We start from the raw sequence: 16,345 nt of genomic DNA, 5'->3' as shown, positions 1-16,345 counted from the left end.
GTTGGCATGACATTCGCAAAAACGCTCCCGTCCTACCTACTGCTGCTCTTCTGCGTGGCGCTGTCGATCTTTCCGTTCCTCTACATGCTTTCGCTGTCGCTGCAGAGCGATGCCGACGTCTTCAGCGGCATTCCGATTCTGATCCCCGAGACGTGGCAATTCACGAATTACATCGACATCTGGCAGAAGGCGCCGTTCGCGCGTTTCACGCTCAACAGCTTCATCATCGCCGGCGGGATTACCTTCCTCCATCTGATCTTCGATCCGTTGATCGGCTACGTCTTCGCGAAGATGGAATTCGCCGGTAAGCGCGTCATGTTTGTCGCGGTGCTGTCGACGCTGATGATCCCATTCTTCATCCGCATGATCCCGCTCTATGTGCTCACCGCGCGGATGGGATGGCTCAACACCTATCAGGGCCTTATCCTTCCATTCGCCATGAGCGCCTACGGAATCTTCCTGATGCGGCAGTTCATCCGTCCGATTCCCGACGAGTTGCTTGACGCTGCACGGATGGACGGCTGCTCGGAACTCGGCCTTTACTGGCGCATCGTGCTGCCGCAGGTCCGGCCGGCACTGGCGACGCTGGCCCTCCTCACCTTCGTGTTCCAGTGGAACGAATTCCTCTGGCCGCTGGTCGCCGTCAACACCACCGAAATGCGGCCGATCACGACGGGACTGACGCTTTTCAACCAGGAATTCTTCACCCAGTGGAACCTGACGGCGACGGGCGGGATCATTCTCTTCATCCCGAGCCTGCTGCTGTTCCTCTTCACGCAGCGCTACTTCGTCCGCAGCGTGATGCTGGCAGGCATGAAATGACCATTCGGAGGCATTGCACCCTATGACGTCCCGCCGACCGAACGTGATCGTCTTCTTCACCGACCAGCAGCGTTGGGACACCGTTGGTGTCCATGGCAATCCGCTCGAGCTTACGCCAAATTTCGACCGCCTCGCCGGGACCGGCACGTTCGTGGCGAATTCGTTTACCTGCCAGCCCGTTTGCGGACCCGCCCGCTCCGTGTTCCAGACGGGGCGGTACCCGACCATCACCGGCTGCTACCGCAACGACATCCCACTGCCGAAGAGCGAGCGTACGCTCGCGCATCATTTCACCGCGGCAGGTTATGACACCGCCTACATCGGCAAGTGGCACCTGGGGTCCGCCGAGCCGGTCACCCAGGAACAACGCGGCGGCTATCGCTACTGGCTGGCCTCCAACATCCTGGAGTTCACTTCCGGCCCCTTCGACACCGTCGTCCACGACAATGAGGGCAAGGCGGTGAAGCTGCCGGGATACCGCGTCGATGCCCTAACTGACGCTGCAATCCGCTATGTCGCATCGAGGGAAGACGAGCCGTTCTTTCTATTCCTGTCCTTCCTCGAGCCGCATCACCAGAACCAGACGGACAACTACCCTGCCCCGCTCGGATACGAGGACAGGATCCGCAAGAAGCTCGCCATTCCCGGCGATCTCGCCGCACTTGGCGGCACGACAGCCGAACATTTCCCCGGCTATCTGGGCATGGTCGCACGCCTCGACGAGGCGTTTGGACGGCTGATCGAGGCGCTCTACAGCCTTGGCCGGCTTGACGACACGATCATCCTCTTCACCTCCGACCACGGATGTCACTTCAAGACCCGCAACAACGAATACAAGCGTTCCTGTCATGAGGCGTCGATCCGCGTGCCGACGCTATTCCACGGCCCCGGCTTCCAGCGCATCGGCACATATGAAGGCCTGGTCAGCCTCGTCGATCTCGCGCCGACCCTGCTCGCCGCGGCCGGCCTGAAAGTGCCCAATTCGATGCAGGGCGTCTCGCTGCTCGACGCACTGCAGGGCGAACGGCCGCCGCGCGACGAGATATTCATTCAAATCAGCGAGCACCATGTCGGCCGCGCCTTGCGCACCAGACGGTGGAAATATGAGGTCGAGGCACCGGGAAAAGACGGCTGGCGGGATTCCGGCAGCGATTTCTATGTCGAGGCGAGGCTCTACGACCTCGATGCCGATCCAAACGAACTAACCAATCTCATAGCTTCGCCCGATCACGCAGAGACGCGTGCATGGCTGCGAGGCCGCATCGTTGCCCTGATGGTGGAGGCCGGCGAGGCAAGGCCCGAGATCCTTGCCGCCGGGCATGGAAGCTGGAATGAAATCCGGCTGAGCGACAGCTGATCATGTCACGTCGCGCAGCGGATCCAACAATGCACGAGAGAAATTCCGATCGCAGAAAGGCGCCGACCATGGCCGATGTCGCCCGGCGCGCCAATGTATCGACCGCTGCCGTGTCGTACCTGCTCAGCGGCGACAGCACGCGCCTGAAGTTCGTCGGCAAGGAGGCGCGGCAGCGCATCCTCGAGGCCGTCGCTGAGCTCAACTACGTGCAAAACCGCACCGCGCGGCAGCTGCGCCGCCAGCAGGCCGAGCGAATCTGCCTTGTACTGCCTCGTCTCGGCGTGCCGTTCAGCGACCGGATCGCGCAGGATATCCAATCTGGAGCGGCGCTGAGGGGATTTTCGACAATTATCACCGCGGGAGACACCTTCGAGCGAACCGACCGGATCGTGAGGGAAATCGAGAGCGGGCTGGCAGACGGCATTATCGCCGACTGGCAGCATCTCTCCGAGCCCGAGGTGATGCTCTTGGCCGCGCGCCTGGCGGCCGCGGGCCGGCCAGCGGTGATCTTCCATCCGACCATCGAGCCGGCAGGCTTCTCGGTTGTGCGCCAGCATACCGGCAGGGCCGTCTTCGAGGCACTCGACTACCTCTACCGAGCCGGCCATCGCTGCATCGCCTATATGATGCATGAGCAAGCGGTGGACGGGAGCCGTCTCGCCGCCTATCGCAGCTTCCTGCAAGCACGCGGCCTTCCGCTGCGAGACGACCTGGTGATCGGCGGTGCAGAGGCGCGCAAGGCTGCGTTTGCCAATGCTACGGCGCTGGCCGCCCGCAAGGATCGGCCGACCGCGCTTTTCGTCGAATCCGATCTTGCCGCCGTGACCGCCCTGCACGCATTCGAGGAGGCCGGCCTCTCCGTGCCCGGCGACATTGCAGTCATCGGTTGCGGCAATATCGACGAGGGCGAATTCAGTCATCCGGCATTGACGACAATCGGCCCCGAAACTGCCCACTACGACCATCTTGCCGATCATCTGATCTCATTGATCTCGGCAACACCGGGCGCAATACCTACCCTTTTCAGCGTTTCGTGGCAGTTGGTCCGTCGCGCGTCCGCATGAGCAGGATCGCCGCTATTTGACGCCCACGCTTTCAGGCCAGAGGACCTGGATTTCCTTTGGCAGCGCATCCCGCACCTTTGCCGACTGGCCAAGGTCGATATGCCGTGCAAGCACACGCAGCACCGAGCGTGCCGCATCCTCGGGATCGACAGGACGGGTCGATTTCAATTCATCGGCGATGTGTTGCAGGAACGTCTCGAGCGAGCGTGTCTTGTCGGGCATGTCGGCGGGCCGATAGCGATCATAGTAGGCGCCCCGCACGAGCAGCGGCAGTTCCGCTCCCAATTTGGCCGCCAGTCCGATCTGCAGCCTGTCCCGAAGGGTTCGCAGAACGGCGCCCAACGTATGCCAGGCGACGTGTCGATCCGGACCAAGATCCGCCATGATCTCGTCTAGCCAGATGTTTGTTATTTGCAGCGTTTTGTCAAAAACGTCCAAGCCGGTTGCGCTCATCGTCGCCTCCTCGAAAGGTTCTAGGGGCGAAACGGCGACCGGAGATTATTGTTTCGTGGTCCTGTGAAAATCGCCCTGGCAAAGCGGCGGAAACCGGTTCGGTCGGAGAGCCTGTCGGCGTCAGGTCTGCTCGACACTCTGCATCTGCCGGATTTCGGCGATCTGCCGGAAGCGGCCGTTTTCCACCACGTTGAGTGCAGTCACAGCGGCCAGATTGTCGCCCTTTTCATCCCACCGCACCGGCTCGCGATAGGCGATTCCCCTGAAACGGATATCGCGCACCGCCGCCAGAACGTCGCGCCGGCTCGGATATCCCTTGGATACAGTGCTGGCGTCTTTGATCGCGGCAAGGAGAAGGCAGGCCGAATCGTAGGCATTCACGGCATAATTGCGCTTCGGCTTCACCGCCCGAGGATCTCGCCGGCTTCGGCGAGCGTCGCTTCCAAGCAATCCCTTCGCGCGTCAACGACGCCCGTTCAACCTTTCCACAGTTGTATTCGGCGCCCTGCGTTCCGATCATTAAAGTCGTCCTTGCTGATCCGAAAGGTGGTTGTCCTCCGCCTAACTGAGCTTGTGCTCATCGGTTCCGAACGCCGTCTCAGCAATGAGACCAGTCCTCACGTTGCCTGAGCCCGGGTATCTCTTGACTGACTGAGCGGCCCGCGCCGACAATGGCATTGGGAAGATGGCGGGATGGCGCCCACGGTGTTCGGCACCACTTGGCGATCAAGCTGCGAAAGGGCTGTCATGGATTGGAAGCTGGAACTAGTCCCGGTCCCCGTATCGGACGTCGATAGAGCAATTGCCTTTTATGTTGAGAAGGTCGGCTTTCATCTCGATCACGACCACACCGTAAGCGACGAGATACGTTTCGTGCAATTGACGCCACCCGGATCGGCCTGTTCGATTGCCATGGGCAAGGGCCTCGTCGACAGCCCCCCGGGATCCATAAGGGGCCTGCAACTGGTCGTGCCCGATGTCGATGAGGCACACCGGTACCTGGCCGCTCAAGGTATCGAGGTCAGCGATATCAAGGATTTTCCCTGGGGCAGATTTGTCTTCTTTGAGGATCCCGACGGCAACACCTGGTCTGTCCAGCAACTTCCACCTCGCAGCTGAGGTGGCGCGCTGCGGCACGGTCGTGCCCCGACACAGATAGCGCGGGATGCACGGTTCAATTCGAACGCATCCCGGCCTAACGCCTCTTCTCGTCCAAGGCGGCATTCCAATTGTGATAAGGCGCGCGATAGGTGGGGATGCGGTCCTCGACATCGACAAGCGCTTCGAACGGTTTGTGCGGTTCGGCCTGATACCAGAAGGCGACCGACGAAATGTCGTCCGAGCGGCGATTGGCGTGACCGTGCTCGATGGTCACCCGAATGCGTTTGTGGAAGATGACCGGGTCCTCTATGTGCCAGCGATAGAGCGTAACCGGCTCGGTCCAGTTCGGCCCGCCGGCGGCGATGATGCCGTGATAGGGCGCGCTGTAGTCCTGTGTCGGGCACCATGCCGTATTGAAATAATCTTCCGTGCCGGTGCCGTGCAGCGTCGGCGGCCAGGCATCGTTGGCGCCGGGGCCGGTCTCGCCGCGATCGTCGATCAGTTCGGCCTTCGGTCCGATGCGCGGATCGGGCTTGCGCACCGTATCCGGCACGGAAATGCCCGGCTCGCCATCGACGAAGATCATGTCGTCGCCCTCGCCATACCAGTCCCATAGTGCGGAACGCCGCCGCGAATAGACGGAATAGAGCACGCCGACATAGTGGCCATGACCTTCCGCCTCCAGGATGGTGTAGTTGCCGTTCCCGTCGGTGTTTTCCCCGCCAAACAGGACCTGCTCGTTGGCCAGCCCCGTCTCGTCTATGCCATCAGGTCGCTGCTGCCTGTATTGGGCGTGGAAGCGGCCCAGGCCTTCCTCGAGTTCCTCATGCAGTTCGAGATCGACATAGTAATAGAAAAGCAGGTCGTCCTCAGCCTCATTGGTGACGGTGAAGCGCATGTGGCTGGCAAACGGCATCGGAAAGTAGCAGTTGAAGGCCTTGCCATCCTCGGGACTTGCCTGCACCGGCAGGCTGGCAAAATTGCGCGTGCGGGCGTGGCCCATGCCGAAGAAATCGCCGATCGGCGTTTCGATGCTCGGATGTGCCTCACCATCCCAATAGGCGCGCAATACGATCTTGCGCAGGAACGCCTCGCTCTCGCAGGCGAGCGTCGCCCAGATATGCGTGACGATGCCGGCACCGTCATGCTCGGCAATCACCACCGTCTGGCCGGGTTCAATGTGCAGCCGGTCGTCATTGCCGCCGGTGCGGTCGTAGCTTGAGAACCGGCGGGTTTTGGCGTCGCGCAATTTGGCGAGCCCGCGAAGCGGCGACAAGCCGGCATTATCCATGTGTTTCTCCTCTTGCTTCAGCGGTTATTTCAGGCCGCTTGTCTTGATCGATTCCATGATCTGGCGTTGGAAGATCACGAAAAGAACCAGCATCGGCACGGCTACGATGGTCGAAGCGGCCATGACGTAGTTCCAGGCGGCGGCGTACTGGCTCTTGAAGTTCGCAATGGCTACCTGCACCACCCAGAGATCGAGGTCCGATGTGATCGTCAACGGCCACAGGAAAGCATTCCAGTTGGCGAGGAAGAACAGGATCGCCAGTGCCGACAGGATCGGCCGGCTGAGCGGCAGGATGATGCTCCAATAGATGCGCCAGTAGCCGGCACCATCCATGATCGCCGCTTCTTCCAGTTCCCTGGGCAGCGACAGGTAGTATTGCCTGAGCAGAAAGATGCCGAACGCGTTGAAGATCGCCGGAATGATCAGCCCGGCATAGCTGTCCAGCATGTGCAGCATCCGCGTCAGGATGAACAGCGGCACGATGATGACCGGCAGCGACACCAGGAAGGTCGAGAACATGGCAAGGAACAGCGTGTCGCGGCCCGGAAAACGGAGCCGTGCGAGCGAATAGCCGGCCATCGAATGGAAGAACAGCGCGGCGACCGTCACCGTCGCCGACACGAAGAACGAATTGAAGAGATAGCGCAGGAACGGCACCTCGGTCAGCACATAGAGGAAATTGCCGAGCGTCGGGCGTTCCGGAATGAGGCTCGGCGTGAAGACGTCGCTCGCCGGCTTGAGCGAGATGATCAGCATCCAGACAAGCGGGAATACCGTCATCAGGCCAAGTGCGGCGGTTGCCAGCATCCAGGCAAGTCTCGCCGCTCGTATCTGCGAACGGCCGGAAGGAGTTCGGCCGTCAGTCATGCTCGAAGCGTCCGCCGCGCGTCAGCACGAAGAAGAAGACCGTGACCAGCATCAGCGCCAGCACCAGCAGCGATGCCATTGCCGATGCATAGCCGAACGCGCCGAACTGGAATGCCTGCTTGTAGATATAGATGATCAGCACCGAGGTCGAATTGACCGGACCGCCTTTGGTCATCACATAGATCAGGTCGAAGACCTGGCCGCCGGCGACAGCCGCGACGAGCGAGACCAGGAGGACGAAGAAGCTGGTCGGCTTGAGCAAGGGCAAAGTAATGTACCAGAAGCTCGTCACCGGCCCGGCACCGTCGATCTTTGCAGCTTCGTAGTACTCTGCCGGGATGTCCTGGAGCCCGCCGAGGAAGATCAGCATGTAGAAACCCATCAGGAACCAGACGCTGACCAGCACCAGCGTGAACAGCGCCAGATTTGGATCGCCGAGCAGCGAAATTCCGCCGAGGCCGACGAGCGGCGCCAGCCGGCTGACGATGCCGACCTTTTCGACCAGCATGAGCTGCCACACGAGCGCCACCACGACCAGGCTGACCATCTGCGGCGCAAAGAACATCGAGCGCATGACCGCGTTGAAGCGGTTGGTCTTCTGCACCAGAAGCGCCAGTCCCAGTCCGGCGACGTAGAGCGCCGGCACCAGCATGACGGCATAGGCTACCGTCACCTTCACCGACGACCAGAACAGCGGGTCGCCCCACATGCGCCTGTAATTGACGAACCCGACGAACCTGTAGCCGCCGAAGCCGTTGACCTCGAAAAACCCGACGGCGAGCGACAGCAGCATCGGCACGCCGACGAACACCAGCAAGCCGAGCGCATCGGGCAGGACGAACAGCCATGCGGCGTAGCGCTCCCTTTGCTTGGCGGTGAGGCCGCGGGCGGAATTCGCGCCCGCGGCTGGCGGTTTCATCTGATCCATGCTGGAAAGGGCCTAAAGGATCGGCGCGCCGGAATAGGAAGCGAGGAACGCATCGAGTTGCTGACTGGCCGTCGTCGCCGCCTGCTGGGCATCAACCCCGCCAAGCTGTGCCGACTGGATGGCGTCGGAGATGATCTTGTAGGCCTCCGGCGGAACCCGCGGCTCGGCGCGCGTCCCCGGATGGATCTCCTTGGCGAAGGTGCCGAACTTGCCGGTGCTGAAGACATCGGCGCCGGCCTTCAGCGCGCTGTTGCGCGGCGGCATGTCGCTCTTGGCGACAGTGCACCAGTTGACGACCCGGTCGATCGATGCCGGATCCATTGAGGCCAGCGCCCAGGCGCAGAACTGGGCGGAAGCATCCGGGTTCTTGCCTCCGGCATTGGCGACAAAGGCCCAGCCACCGCCGACGGTGACGTATTTGCCATTGGCCGGTGTCGGCAATTTGAAGATGCCGTAGGGCACGTCCTTGGCGTTGTTGTCCATCGCCGAAATGCCCCAGATGCCGCAGTTCTGCATGGCGCACAGCCCTGCCCCGAGATTGGCGACTATGTCGAAGCCGCCGCCGACCACCTGACGCGGCGCCACGCCGGTATTGATGGCATCCTGCCAGAGTTTCAGCGCCTGGACGGTGGCCGGCGAATCGAAGGCGCTCTTGCCGTCCTTGCCCTGGAATTCGCCGCCGCCCTGCCACAGGAACGGATACCAGGTGAAGTTCTGGTAATAGCCGGGAGTCGTTTCGAACAGCACGCCGTAGCGACTGGGCGTCGTCAGCTTTTTGGCGACCGCCAACAGCTCGTCCCAGGTCTTCGGCACGTCGTTCTCGTTGAGCTTTGCATCCTCGAACGCTTTGACCGAATAGTAGAAGGCCATCGGCTCGACTTCCATCGGCACACCGTAGATCTTGCCGTCCACCATGCGGTTGGCGATGACGCTTTCCGGGAAATCGGCTTTGGCGGCATCCTCGATATGCGGCGTCAGGTCGGCAAGTACGCCGCCATTGTAATAACGCAGGAAATCGCCGGGGCTGATGAGGAAGATGTCAGGGCCCTCGCCCGACGCGAAGGCCGTTGCCAGCTTGGAACCGGAGATGTATTCGCTGTTGACGACATATTCGAGCTCGACCTTCTGGTCGTGGCCGTCGTTCCAGTCGGCCACCAGCTTCTCGAACCACTGGACCTGCGGCTTCACGTCTCCCCCAGGCGCATAGAACTGCCAGAATTTCAGCGGCGCTTCCTGAGCGCGCACGGCCATCCTGTTGATGAACGGGAAGCCTGTGAGGCCGGCGGCAGCGAAAGTGGCGCCGCCCTGGATCAGCCGACGGCGGTTCAGGCTGGCCAATGGCCGGTCGCGGGTCGTTTTGTCAGTCATCAATTCCTCCCTTGGATGTTGTTCGGTCGAACGTTGGCGAAGGGACCTCCGTTCCCTTTGCCGGCACCTGGCGTCACGCGCTGTCGAATGGGCTCAACACGCATGGGATCACTTCGGTGCGCGGCGCGCCCTCGACTTTGCCACCCAGCCGTTCGAGCAGCATTTGCGTGGCGCGCTTGGCAAGCATTGTCGGACTGTTGCCGACACGGGTCAGCTTCGGCCTGACATATTCCAGTTGAGGCAGGTCATCGAAGACTGCGATGGCGATATCCTGAGGGATATTGATCCCATGGTCGTAGAATTCGGTCAGCGCACCGGAGGCCATCAGATAATTGGCGAAGAACATCGCCGACGGCAGGTTTCCGCCGTGCTTCTCCCTGAGCCAGGTGACCGCTTCCCGCCCTGACGGGGCAAGATAGCTTCCCTCGAACCGCAGATCGGCGGAGATTGGCACGCCATTGTCGGCGAGCCCTTTTTCGAAGCCGGCGGCACGCGCCATCGCCTCCTTGAAAAAGGCTGGCCCGGTGACATGGGCGACGCGGCGATGGCCCCTCTTCGCCAGATACTCGCCCATCAGATAGCCGCCGCCGAAATCGTCCAGCTGGACGCTGTCGACAGCATGGTTCGGCAGATGGCCGATGAAGACGGCGGGCAGATCGAGGCTGAGCAGTTCGCTGTGCATGCCGTGCAGCGCGAAGTCGGCAACGATGACGCCGTCGACCCGCTTGCGCCCTATCTGGCGCAAATACTCGCGGCCGTGATCCTGTGAATGTCCGCCCGGCACGTCGGTGTTGAAGATCAGCATGTCGAGGCCGACCACTTCGAGCGTCGACTGCGCCGTTTTCACCAGCTCCGGATAGAACGGGTTGCGGATGTCCGGGATCAGCATCGCGATGATGTTGGTGCGGCCGGTGCGCAGGCTTTGCGCCTGCGGGTTCGGCGTGTAGCCGAGTTCGTCGATCGCCGCTTGTACGCGCTCACGTAGCGATTTCGATACCCGGTCCGCATGGTTGATGACATGCGACACGGTCGTGCGCGACACGCCCGCTCGCGTGGCAACTTTGGAAATCGTGCTCATGGTGACAAGTTATGGGCACATGAATGCATTTGCAAATCGATTTTACCAATGTCTCGCAAATTAGGGCCGTCAGGCGGATTACACAAATGCCAAAAGAAAAGGCCGGGTTGTTAAGCCCGGCCAAGTGTGAAGGTCTATAACCTCCAGAGGGGAACGCGCCGGACGCAATGGGAGGAGACATCCGACGCAATTCGCATATGGGTCTGTATTGGTGGCGTTTCAACGATGCGGCAGTAGACCAACGGCGTTGCTGCCATAGAGCCAGAAACGCAAAGCATTCGAAGAGGGCGGTGGATCGCAGCTGCCAGTTGGACACAAAGGTCGCCGAATGCAGGGCGGCTCCTGGCATAGGGACTTCAGTCTGTAGGCCTATCGACCAAGGACCCGCACGGCCAAACTTTGGTCCGAGGCTGCTATCGCAAAAGCCCGAAATGCGAGAGTTTCAGGAACTGAGTTCCGAGGAGCCCCGTTGCGATGCCGACTGTTACAGGAGGCCGCCATGGACCCGAGCATTCACCAGGCACGTTGGCTGCTTTTTCCGTTATTTGGCCTGTGCTTCGGGGTCGCGGCCATTGGATTTATTGTTGGCTGACGGTGGAAGTCGGCGCTACCGCGGAGAGACGCAACCACGGGAAGGCAAAAGACTTGCGCAGTAAATAGTCCCTTCCTGCGCTAGCGAGACCCACCAGTTACCATCGTGGGACTGGTGGGTCTTGACGTTCCGGACGCAAACCATTGTTTTAAGCATCACACGAATTCGAACAGGAGGCAGTACGACAGAGCCGTATGATTAAGGGGAGTTCCGACATGCGACTGGCAAGTTCATTGATGACGACCCGGAAACGAAGGACCGGATCTTCACGAGGACGTCATGTCGGCATTTCTGTAGTCGTCTTGACCTTCATTCTCGTCGTGAGCCCCTATCGCGTCGTGGTCGATGGATCATCGCAGCCGCTCGGCCCGCAGGCTGCCTGGGCCAAAGATGGCGGGAACGGCAATGGCGGGAACGGGAACGGGAATGGGAACGGCAATTCGGGCAATTCGGGTGGAAACTCCGGCAATTCGAACTCGAACGCTGGTGCCGGCAAGGGCAAAGCAAAGTCGCAGGACGACAATCTCCCTGATCCCGCCCCTGCGGTAAACCCCGATAGCAAGCCAAAACTCTTTGTCAACGCATCCACAGGAGACCGGGTCGAGGTGAGCGGCCCGAGCATTGGCGTGGTGCATTCGAACGGACTCAGTGAGCGCATCGACAGCGACCAATATGAAATGCGGGATGCCGAGGGCCGCATCATCATTCGGCGCCTGGCGACGCGTTCCGATCGGGACAGGTTGCTTGGAATGATCAACTGAGGGCCAGTTCACATGGCCGCGCAGTGCGGCAATTTCGGCTCAAGCATGATCGCGAACAGGCGGATGGCGGCGCTCAGTCGCGTCGCGCAAGGTCATGGCGGCTTCGGTCCTGTTGCTGACGTTGAGCTTGGCCAGGATTCGCGTCATGTGGTGCTTTATCGTCTTTTCATGCAGGTTCAGCCGAAGCCCGATCCGCTTGTTGCTCAGTCCCGCGGCAACCAGCGTCAGGATCTCCCTTTCGCGGCTGGTGAGGTCGGCAAGTCCGTCAGCTTTCGCCGGCTCTTTTGATTGAGCCGAGAGATCGGCCAACAGGCGCGCCGACAATTGTGGACAGACATATCGTTCGCCCGACGCTACCGTGCGCAGGATCGCAGCCAACGTCCTCGACCCGACCCCCTTCAGAACATAGCCCCTTGCCCCGCTCTGCAACGCGGTCATCACGTGCTGGTTTTCTTCCGAAACGGTCAGCATCACAATTTTCAGTGCCGGATGCCGCTCAAGGGCCGGTCCGATCACGCCAAGGCCACCTCCAGGAACCGAGATGTCCATCAGCAGAATGTCGGGCCGCTGGTCTTCGATTATCCGCAGGGCATCGTCTCTGCTGCTTCCTTCACCGACGATCTCGAACCCGCCGATCTGATCGAGCGTGCGCACAACGCCTTCCCTGAACAGCGGGTGGTCGTCGACGATGGCGAGCTTGATGGCTACTGTCATGTCTGCCCCATTTCAACGATGTTGAGGGCCATTCTTACGACTGTGCCACTCTGTGAGGAAGTCACGGTAAACTGGCCCCCGAGGCTTTCCACCCGCTCGCGCAGCCCAACGAGTCCCAGCCTCTCGGGACGCACGATTTGCGGGTCAAAGCCAGCGCCGGCGTCGGCCACTTCGATACAAACGCGCTCGCCGTCGAAATGTTTCTCGACCGACTGACCTTCACCTCCGGCATGACGGAATCCATTGTTCAGCGCCTCCTGGACGAAGCGGAAGATGCAAATCTTGGCCGCCGGCGACAACGGCGCATGGCCGCCGGTCATCGATAATCTCACTTTGACGCCGGTTCGTTCTTCGTGCGCCTGTACGGCTAGCTGGAGAATTTCACCCAGTTCGGCATGCTCGATATGCGGCAGGACAAGGCCCTTGCTGATGCTCCTGATCTCGCGCATGGCATCGTCCAGATGTGCTTTGATGGCCAGCAATTCCTGTGCGCGCTTCGATTGCGGCGTAGCGGGATCGGCAATGACGGGGCTGTCGATCCCCAGCGCCGCGAGAGCAACCAATTGCGCGGGGCCATCGTGCAAGTCCGCACCGATGCGCCTGAGATAGCGTTCGTTAAGTGCGGTGGCACGCTGCGAGGCACGCTGCACCCGCAGCCTCAACAGTCTGTTTTGCGCAAGCAGATCGGAAAGCTCGGCAATGCGCTGCTTCAACGAGCGGCTCTGCGAACTGATCATGCGGCTGCCACGGAACACGATTGCCGACAGCCCGAGAAAGAAGGCCGCTGTGACGGCGGCAACGTCCAGCCAGGTTCGAATGAGCGCCTGATGCAGGTTTCTTTCAAAATCAGTGGCGACCTCGTAGAATTCCGAAACGGCCACCACTTCCCCCGACCATGGCTGCAGCACCGGATTGTAGATCTCGAGGAGATGCAAGCCGCTGGCTCTTTCGGCCTCGCTGTCCGGATCGTCGAGCTTGTCGAACTCCGAGACCATTTGGCCTGCGAATGCCGCCCGGAGATTGTCGCTGGGTTCGAAGCGCTTGCCGATCAATGTCTTGTCGGTCGAATACAGGATGGTTCCGTCGCGACGCCAGAGCTTGAAGGATTCGAGCCTTGTGCCGAGTGCCCCTTGTCCCAGCGTTTCATCGAGCGCATGGGCGACGCTCTCGTCGAGCACTTCGCTCTTGCGCATATCCGGAAGCAGCGGCGCGATAACGCTGTCCACGTAAAGAGCCGTCGCGGAAGCCGAATTCTGCGTGACCACGGTTTCTATATGGTTCGTGACGGAAATCCCCACCACCACCATGGCTGACAGGGAAAATAGACCGCCCGCGAGCAGGAACTGCGTTGCCAGCGACAGCGCATTCCAACGGTCAACAAGGCTTGTCAGCCTGTGTGGCTTGGTGTTCCGAATGGCCCGCTCGGCAGCACGCCGCACCAGTGGCGCGATTCTGGAGAGCCGGCTAATCCGTTGTCGAACGTCGCTGAAAGACGCCATCCTAGGTGTGTAACCGATCAATCGCGATGGAACTAGGGCCTGATGAGAGGGCGAACAGCGTATCCGGCGCTTTTTTGGGCAAACCGTCTCATTGCGTCGTTCGGTAAAGCTCGGACGCGGCCTGCTTCAGTGCCGCCCGTCCATCCGGCCTCAGATACATCATGTGCCCGCCCTCCAGCACCTCGGTGCGAATGGGCTTTGCGCCGGCAAGCGAAGGAATTTGACCAAGCAGGTAGCGCGAGCCCATGTACGGCGTCACTAGGTCGCTGTAGCCGTTGACGATCAGCACGCCGAGGCTGGGGTTTAGCACGCGCGCCTGTTGAAGGTCGTCCATGACACCCGCATAGCCCTGACGCGTCGCGCTCGTCCCATAGTCCCAATTGCCGCTGACTTCACGGTTGAGAAGCCGATAGCTGATATCCGTGCGGAAGTTCAATTCATCACGCACATAGCCGACGAAAGCGGAGGTGAGCGCCGGCACGCTTCGGTCGAGCACCGGATCGGGACCCTCGACTCCCAGGCTCTCTGGCGCCACGTCCGCTGTCGCGATGTTGCCGTCATAGGCGCTGAGAACATTGCCCTTTGCCCGTGCAAACTCCTTGGCGAACAGCCCTATGGGAATGCGTGCAAAGTGCCGCTGGACGAGATCGAGTGGCAGACCGGTGATTGCGGCGACACGCTGGCTCGCCAGGCGCCCACCCTGCTCCAGCCCACCTGCCAGCGCGGCCAGATAATCGCCGAGCGCATAGCGTTCGACTTCCGCCAGCCGCTCCTGCAGGGCCGGGCCGGAAACGCCTTCGCTGTGTAGGCGCACTGCCGCCAGCGACGGCAGTTCCAGCGCCCAGTGGAGCGGCTGGAACTCGTCCGGGCGCACCAGCGTGAATTCGAGCGCCGGCGAAATCAGCACGACGCCACTCGGGCTGATGCCGATGTCTTCCTGAAGCTTCCTGGCGAGCAATGCTGCTCGAAAGCCGCCATAGCTTTCGCCAGCCAGGAAGACAGGCGATACCGTACGGTTCGTCTGCGCCAGATAGAGCCGGATAAACGCGCCTATCGACGCGGCGTCCTGGCTGACGCCCCAGAAGCTGTGTGCTTCCGTGCCGGGCGCTTCACGGCTGTAACCGGTTCCAACAGGGTCCACAAAGACCAAGTCGGTCATGTCGAGCCAAGTGTCGGGGTTGTCGAACAGCCTCTGCGGCGGCGGCAAGAAACTTCCATCGGCCGCCGTCGCCAGGACCCGCGGACCGAGCGCGCCGAGATGAAGATAAGCGGAAGCTGCTCCCGGACCGCCATTGAACACGAAGGTGATCGGGCGCCGCGGATCCGGTCCCGTTTCTTTCCCGGAATGCAGTGCATAGGCGACGTAGAAAATCTCGGCGGTGATATCGCCTTTGCCGGACGGCAATGACAGCGTGCCGGCCTTGGCCTCGTAATCGAGCGTGCGTCCGGCAATGACGATCGAATGATCGGAAGTCTGCGGCGGTGGCAGGAGCGAGAGAACCCCGCCTGTGGGCGGCGGCCGCTGGGCCGTCTCCGCGTGACCCACCCCAGTTCCGGCAACCAACAGCAGAAGAGCGAGGGCGATTTCTTGCAGCTTGATAGGCATGACGTCTCCGGAGCAATTGGCTGAAACTAGCACACCGTCGGCCGAACCAAAGTCACAGCACCGTGCGCCAGTACGTCTGACAAGAAGGGATCGGTTTGGGAAATCCGATGCCCAGGCGGAAGATAGGGCGCGAGGGTCACGGCGGCAGCCTCAACCTCTTCCAGCAGATGCGTGCGGCGGAATGGCGGACCAAACGACTTCGTGAATTTTCTGCCGGTTGACTCGATTGGCCCACTTCCTAGGTTGGCATTCGGGGCTCCCGTGCAATCCGAAGTTGGTATGACATCTTTCCACACCCGAAAGCTTGCCCTTCTCCTTCTATCGGCAAGCGCCGCCATCCTGTCTTCCTGCGTCATGCCCGATGACACGTCGAGCACTGCGAAGGAAGACGCCACGGCGGCGGCAGCCCGCAGGGAGATGGTCGGCCTTAGCGAGGCGGACGTTCGAATGTGCGCCGGCTTTCCGACCGCCACTTCCGATGTCGGCAAATCCGGCCAGATCTGGACCTATCAGCGCGTCGTTCAACGCGGCAATCTCAACATTGTCGTTCCGACCGTGGCCATTGGCCCCGTCCCGGCGCTGGGAGGTTCCGTCAACGTCGCCCCCGGCGGCTATTGCAACACGCAAATTCGAATGGTTGACGGTCATGTTGCCGAGGTTGCCTACGCCGGCGACAACAACCTGCCGAATAACCGCGATGCGCTCTGTGTCAGCACGGTAGACGCCTGTGTCGCCTACGCCCGTCAGTATCATCCAGGCAGGACAATGGGCAGATAGCGGGATGAGTGGCATTGCCGCTGATCTGAACGCCTGAGATTTCTGGTTTGCCGGCTAGTGACTATCC

General features: G+C 61.1%; 16 protein-coding genes. 6 read left to right on the top strand and 10 right to left on the bottom strand.

Features of this window, described 5'->3' with window-relative positions; all coding sequences use genetic code 11:
- Positions 1-6: 6 nt before the first annotated feature.
- The 3 genes from NKI54_RS02175 (at position 7) to NKI54_RS02165 (ending at position 3,243) form a co-directional block, all read left to right on the top strand.
- Positions 7-822 carry a carbohydrate ABC transporter permease gene (locus NKI54_RS02175; RefSeq protein ID WP_023675500.1) on the top strand — a complete coding sequence of 272 codons (816 nt, stop codon included), beginning with the start codon at positions 7-9 and terminating at the stop codon, positions 820-822.
- A 22-nt stretch (positions 823-844) separates the two neighbouring features.
- Complete coding sequence (locus tag NKI54_RS02170; protein ID WP_352690530.1) at positions 845-2,179, top strand: sulfatase family protein; 1,335 nt, start codon at positions 845-847, stop codon at positions 2,177-2,179.
- 68 nt (positions 2,180-2,247) lie between these two features.
- Positions 2,248-3,243 carry a LacI family DNA-binding transcriptional regulator gene (locus NKI54_RS02165; RefSeq protein ID WP_352454140.1) on the top strand — a complete coding sequence of 332 codons (996 nt, stop codon included), beginning with the start codon at positions 2,248-2,250 and terminating at the stop codon, positions 3,241-3,243.
- Positions 3,244-3,255: 12 nt separating this feature from the next.
- Here the strand turns inward: NKI54_RS02165 and NKI54_RS02160 are convergent, their stop codons facing one another.
- Together NKI54_RS02160 and NKI54_RS02155 are read right to left on the bottom strand one after the other, a co-directional pair.
- Complete coding sequence (locus tag NKI54_RS02160) at positions 3,256-3,696, bottom strand: DUF2267 domain-containing protein (protein ID WP_352690529.1); 441 nt, start codon at positions 3,694-3,696, stop codon at positions 3,256-3,258.
- A gap of 120 nt (positions 3,697-3,816) precedes the next feature.
- Positions 3,817-4,101 (bottom strand): hypothetical protein, encoded by a 285-nt coding sequence (locus NKI54_RS02155; protein ID WP_352454138.1) that lies wholly within the window; start codon positions 4,099-4,101, stop codon positions 3,817-3,819.
- A gap of 288 nt (positions 4,102-4,389) precedes the next feature.
- Between NKI54_RS02155 and NKI54_RS02150 the strand changes: the two genes are divergently transcribed.
- Positions 4,390-4,815 carry a VOC family protein gene (locus tag NKI54_RS02150; RefSeq protein WP_352454137.1) on the top strand — a complete coding sequence of 142 codons (426 nt, stop codon included), beginning with the start codon at positions 4,390-4,392 and terminating at the stop codon, positions 4,813-4,815.
- Between the two features lie 76 nt (positions 4,816-4,891).
- Here NKI54_RS02150 and NKI54_RS02145 read toward each other — a convergent pair whose 3' ends face one another.
- From NKI54_RS02145 to NKI54_RS02125, 5 genes are all read right to left on the bottom strand, one after another.
- The gene (locus tag NKI54_RS02145; RefSeq protein ID WP_352690527.1) at positions 4,892-6,088 is read right to left on the bottom strand and encodes a glycoside hydrolase family 172 protein; all 1,197 of its coding nucleotides are present in this window, start codon (positions 6,086-6,088) and stop codon (positions 4,892-4,894) included.
- Between the two features lie 24 nt (positions 6,089-6,112).
- On the bottom strand, positions 6,113-6,955 hold the full coding sequence (locus tag NKI54_RS02140; protein WP_352568070.1) for a carbohydrate ABC transporter permease: 843 nt from the start codon (positions 6,953-6,955) through the stop codon (positions 6,113-6,115).
- A complete protein-coding gene (locus NKI54_RS02135; RefSeq protein ID WP_352568071.1) occupies positions 6,948-7,874 on the bottom strand; it encodes a carbohydrate ABC transporter permease in 927 nt (308 codons plus the stop codon). The genes NKI54_RS02140 and NKI54_RS02135 overlap by 8 nt, the downstream gene beginning before the upstream one ends.
- Positions 7,875-7,895: 21 nt before the next feature.
- Positions 7,896-9,251, bottom strand: a complete 1,356-nt coding sequence (locus NKI54_RS02130) for an ABC transporter substrate-binding protein (protein WP_352539309.1) — start codon at positions 9,249-9,251, stop codon at positions 7,896-7,898.
- Between the two features lie 73 nt (positions 9,252-9,324).
- Positions 9,325-10,329 carry a LacI family DNA-binding transcriptional regulator gene (locus tag NKI54_RS02125; RefSeq protein ID WP_352690525.1) on the bottom strand — a complete coding sequence of 335 codons (1,005 nt, stop codon included), beginning with the start codon at positions 10,327-10,329 and terminating at the stop codon, positions 9,325-9,327.
- 807 nt (positions 10,330-11,136) lie between these two features.
- On the opposite strand from NKI54_RS02125, the gene NKI54_RS02120 reads away from it, so the two are divergent.
- Positions 11,137-11,682: a hypothetical protein gene (locus NKI54_RS02120; protein WP_352568073.1), complete on the top strand. Its 546-nt coding sequence runs from the start codon at positions 11,137-11,139 to the stop codon at positions 11,680-11,682.
- Between the two features lie 39 nt (positions 11,683-11,721).
- Here NKI54_RS02120 and NKI54_RS02115 read toward each other — a convergent pair whose 3' ends face one another.
- From NKI54_RS02115 to NKI54_RS02105, 3 genes are all read right to left on the bottom strand, one after another.
- Positions 11,722-12,396 carry a LuxR C-terminal-related transcriptional regulator gene (locus NKI54_RS02115; protein WP_352448141.1) on the bottom strand — a complete coding sequence of 225 codons (675 nt, stop codon included), beginning with the start codon at positions 12,394-12,396 and terminating at the stop codon, positions 11,722-11,724.
- Positions 12,393-13,835: a sensor histidine kinase gene (locus tag NKI54_RS02110; RefSeq protein WP_352644183.1), complete on the bottom strand. Its 1,443-nt coding sequence runs from the start codon at positions 13,833-13,835 to the stop codon at positions 12,393-12,395. Before NKI54_RS02110 ends, NKI54_RS02115 begins: the two co-directional genes overlap by 4 nt.
- 148 nt (positions 13,836-13,983) lie before the next feature.
- Positions 13,984-15,501 (bottom strand): S10 family peptidase, encoded by a 1,518-nt coding sequence (locus NKI54_RS02105; RefSeq protein ID WP_352568075.1) that lies wholly within the window; start codon positions 15,499-15,501, stop codon positions 13,984-13,986.
- Between the two features lie 279 nt (positions 15,502-15,780).
- Between NKI54_RS02105 and NKI54_RS02100 the strand changes: the two genes are divergently transcribed.
- The gene (locus NKI54_RS02100) at positions 15,781-16,278 is read left to right on the top strand and encodes a hypothetical protein (protein ID WP_352690523.1); all 498 of its coding nucleotides are present in this window, start codon (positions 15,781-15,783) and stop codon (positions 16,276-16,278) included.
- The last annotated feature ends 67 nt before the right edge of the window (positions 16,279-16,345 follow it).

This window comes from Mesorhizobium sp. M0663, assembly GCF_040320585.1.
Lineage (GTDB): Bacteria > Pseudomonadota > Alphaproteobacteria > Rhizobiales > Rhizobiaceae > Mesorhizobium.
This window is presented reverse-complemented; position numbering and strand designations above follow the sequence as displayed.

Excerpts from the sequence above, each read along its gene's own strand:
- NKI54_RS02140 (WP_352568070.1), bottom strand. The coding sequence starts at position 6,955 with ATGACTGACGGCCGAACTCCTTCCGGCCGTTCGCAGATACGAGCGGCG.
- NKI54_RS02175 (WP_023675500.1), top strand. The coding sequence starts at position 7 with ATGACATTCGCAAAAACGCTCCCGTCCTACCTACTGCTGCTCTTCTGC.
- NKI54_RS02120 (WP_352568073.1), top strand. The coding sequence starts at position 11,137 with ATGCGACTGGCAAGTTCATTGATGACGACCCGGAAACGAAGGACCGGA.
- NKI54_RS02125 (WP_352690525.1), bottom strand. The coding sequence starts at position 10,329 with ATGAGCACGATTTCCAAAGTTGCCACGCGAGCGGGCGTGTCGCGCACG.
- NKI54_RS02130 (WP_352539309.1), bottom strand. The coding sequence starts at position 9,251 with ATGACTGACAAAACGACCCGCGACCGGCCATTGGCCAGCCTGAACCGC.
- NKI54_RS02160 (WP_352690529.1), bottom strand. The coding sequence starts at position 3,696 with ATGAGCGCAACCGGCTTGGACGTTTTTGACAAAACGCTGCAAATAACA.
- NKI54_RS02150 (WP_352454137.1), top strand. The coding sequence starts at position 4,390 with ATGGCGCCCACGGTGTTCGGCACCACTTGGCGATCAAGCTGCGAAAGG.
- NKI54_RS02135 (WP_352568071.1), bottom strand. The coding sequence starts at position 7,874 with ATGAAACCGCCAGCCGCGGGCGCGAATTCCGCCCGCGGCCTCACCGCC.
- NKI54_RS02100 (WP_352690523.1), top strand. The coding sequence starts at position 15,781 with ATGACATCTTTCCACACCCGAAAGCTTGCCCTTCTCCTTCTATCGGCA.
- NKI54_RS02170 (WP_352690530.1), top strand. The coding sequence starts at position 845 with ATGACGTCCCGCCGACCGAACGTGATCGTCTTCTTCACCGACCAGCAG.
- NKI54_RS02115 (WP_352448141.1), bottom strand. The coding sequence starts at position 12,396 with ATGACAGTAGCCATCAAGCTCGCCATCGTCGACGACCACCCGCTGTTC.
- NKI54_RS02165 (WP_352454140.1), top strand. The coding sequence starts at position 2,248 with ATGGCCGATGTCGCCCGGCGCGCCAATGTATCGACCGCTGCCGTGTCG.
- NKI54_RS02145 (WP_352690527.1), bottom strand. The coding sequence starts at position 6,088 with ATGGATAATGCCGGCTTGTCGCCGCTTCGCGGGCTCGCCAAATTGCGC.
- NKI54_RS02105 (WP_352568075.1), bottom strand. The coding sequence starts at position 15,501 with ATGCCTATCAAGCTGCAAGAAATCGCCCTCGCTCTTCTGCTGTTGGTT.